General features: G+C 36.0%; 1 protein-coding gene. It reads left to right on the forward strand.

The features are described 5' to 3' along the window. Positions 1-48: 48 nt before the first annotated feature. Positions 49-1,119, forward strand: coding sequence for an IS110 family RNA-guided transposase (locus B0I10_RS15530; RefSeq protein ID WP_112087427.1), 1,071 nt, complete (start codon positions 49-51; stop codon positions 1,117-1,119). The last annotated feature ends 270 nt before the right edge of the window (positions 1,120-1,389 follow it).

Consider the following 1,389-nt stretch of genomic DNA (forward strand, 5'->3'; position numbering starts at 1 on the left):
AAGCATCTATGTAAAAGCATAACTTTGAATTTCCTAAAAACGAAGATTATGCAATTACACGATGCCTTAACTATTCCAAAGATATTCATTGGATTAGATATTCACAAAAAAAGTTGGACTGTTTCAATCCAAACCGATTTATTTTTCCATAAAACGTATTCGATGCCTTCTGAATCGGAAGATTTGTATCAATACGTTGAGCGAACCTTTCCCGAACATGAAGTCCATTTAGTTTACGAGGCAGGCTGCTGCGGATTTTCTGTGGCACGTTATTTTTTAAATTTAGGTTGGCATGTTTTAGTAGTTAATCCTGCCGACGTTAAAACGGGTGACAAAGAACGCTATCAAAAAACAGATGCCTTAGATTCTAAAAATCTATCGAACCAATTAAAACAGGGAGTACTCAAAGGAATTTACATCCCTACTGAAGAGCACGAACAGTTTATGACTTTAGCACGTCACAGAACCCAAATTACAAAGAAACTTCGTCAAACAAAATCGCATATCAAAAGCATGTTACTCTTTCACGGCATCAAAATACCTGCTCAATTTGATAACTCAAATTGGAGTCAAGATTTTGTTATTTGGTTAGAACAATTAAAATTCAGTACCGCTTGTGGAGATTTGGCTTTGCAAGGAAAAATACGACTCTATAAATTCATTAAATCAGAATATTTAGAAATTGCCAATCAAATGCGTAGGCATTGCAGAAAGAATACCAAAAAGGATTACTATCTATTAAAATCCATTCCGGGCATAGGCGGTTATTTAGCCAGTGTGATCATAGCCGAATGTGGTGATTTAAGACGATTTAACAACGAAAGACAATTTAGTTCCTACATCGGACTCGTACCTGGAATTTACAACAGTGGCGATAGCGAAAAATGTTTAGGAATCACTCCCAGAAGTCGCTCGCAACTGAGAAGTTATTTGATAGAAGCCGCTTGGGTAGCCATTAGAAAAGACACCGAAATGCAACACTATTATAGAAAACATCACGGAAAGAATGTCAAGAGTATCATTGTTAAAGTAGCCCATAAAATGGCTCGAAGAATACTATCAGTCATAAAAACCGAAACACCCTATCAAATCAATAAAAACCTAGTGTTAGAAAAATAAAAAAACAAGTATAACTTTCTTAACAAGCTCAACCATACAAGAAAGATAGACTACAAAACACGGGTGGTGGTCTTATTATGACGAAATCCACAACGCAAAGCAGGTAGCTATCTTATTTATTCTTACAATCACACCGATGCTGGTGGTCCGCCTCGGCGGAACCACATATAGGAGCCTGAGCTTTAAGAATTTAAAAAGAAAAAACTATGAAATAAAAGAGTAATAGACACGTGGCATTATTGAAAAAGTTAGAACAACTTTTTCATGTCC

It is taken from the genome of Flavobacterium lacus (assembly GCF_003268815.1).
Classification (GTDB): domain Bacteria; phylum Bacteroidota; class Bacteroidia; order Flavobacteriales; family Flavobacteriaceae; genus Flavobacterium; species Flavobacterium lacus.

Bases quoted from the DNA above. Each gene is read 5' to 3' on its own strand.
- B0I10_RS15530 (WP_112087427.1), top strand. From the start codon at position 49: ATGCAATTACACGATGCCTTAACTATTCCAAAGATATTCATTGGATTA.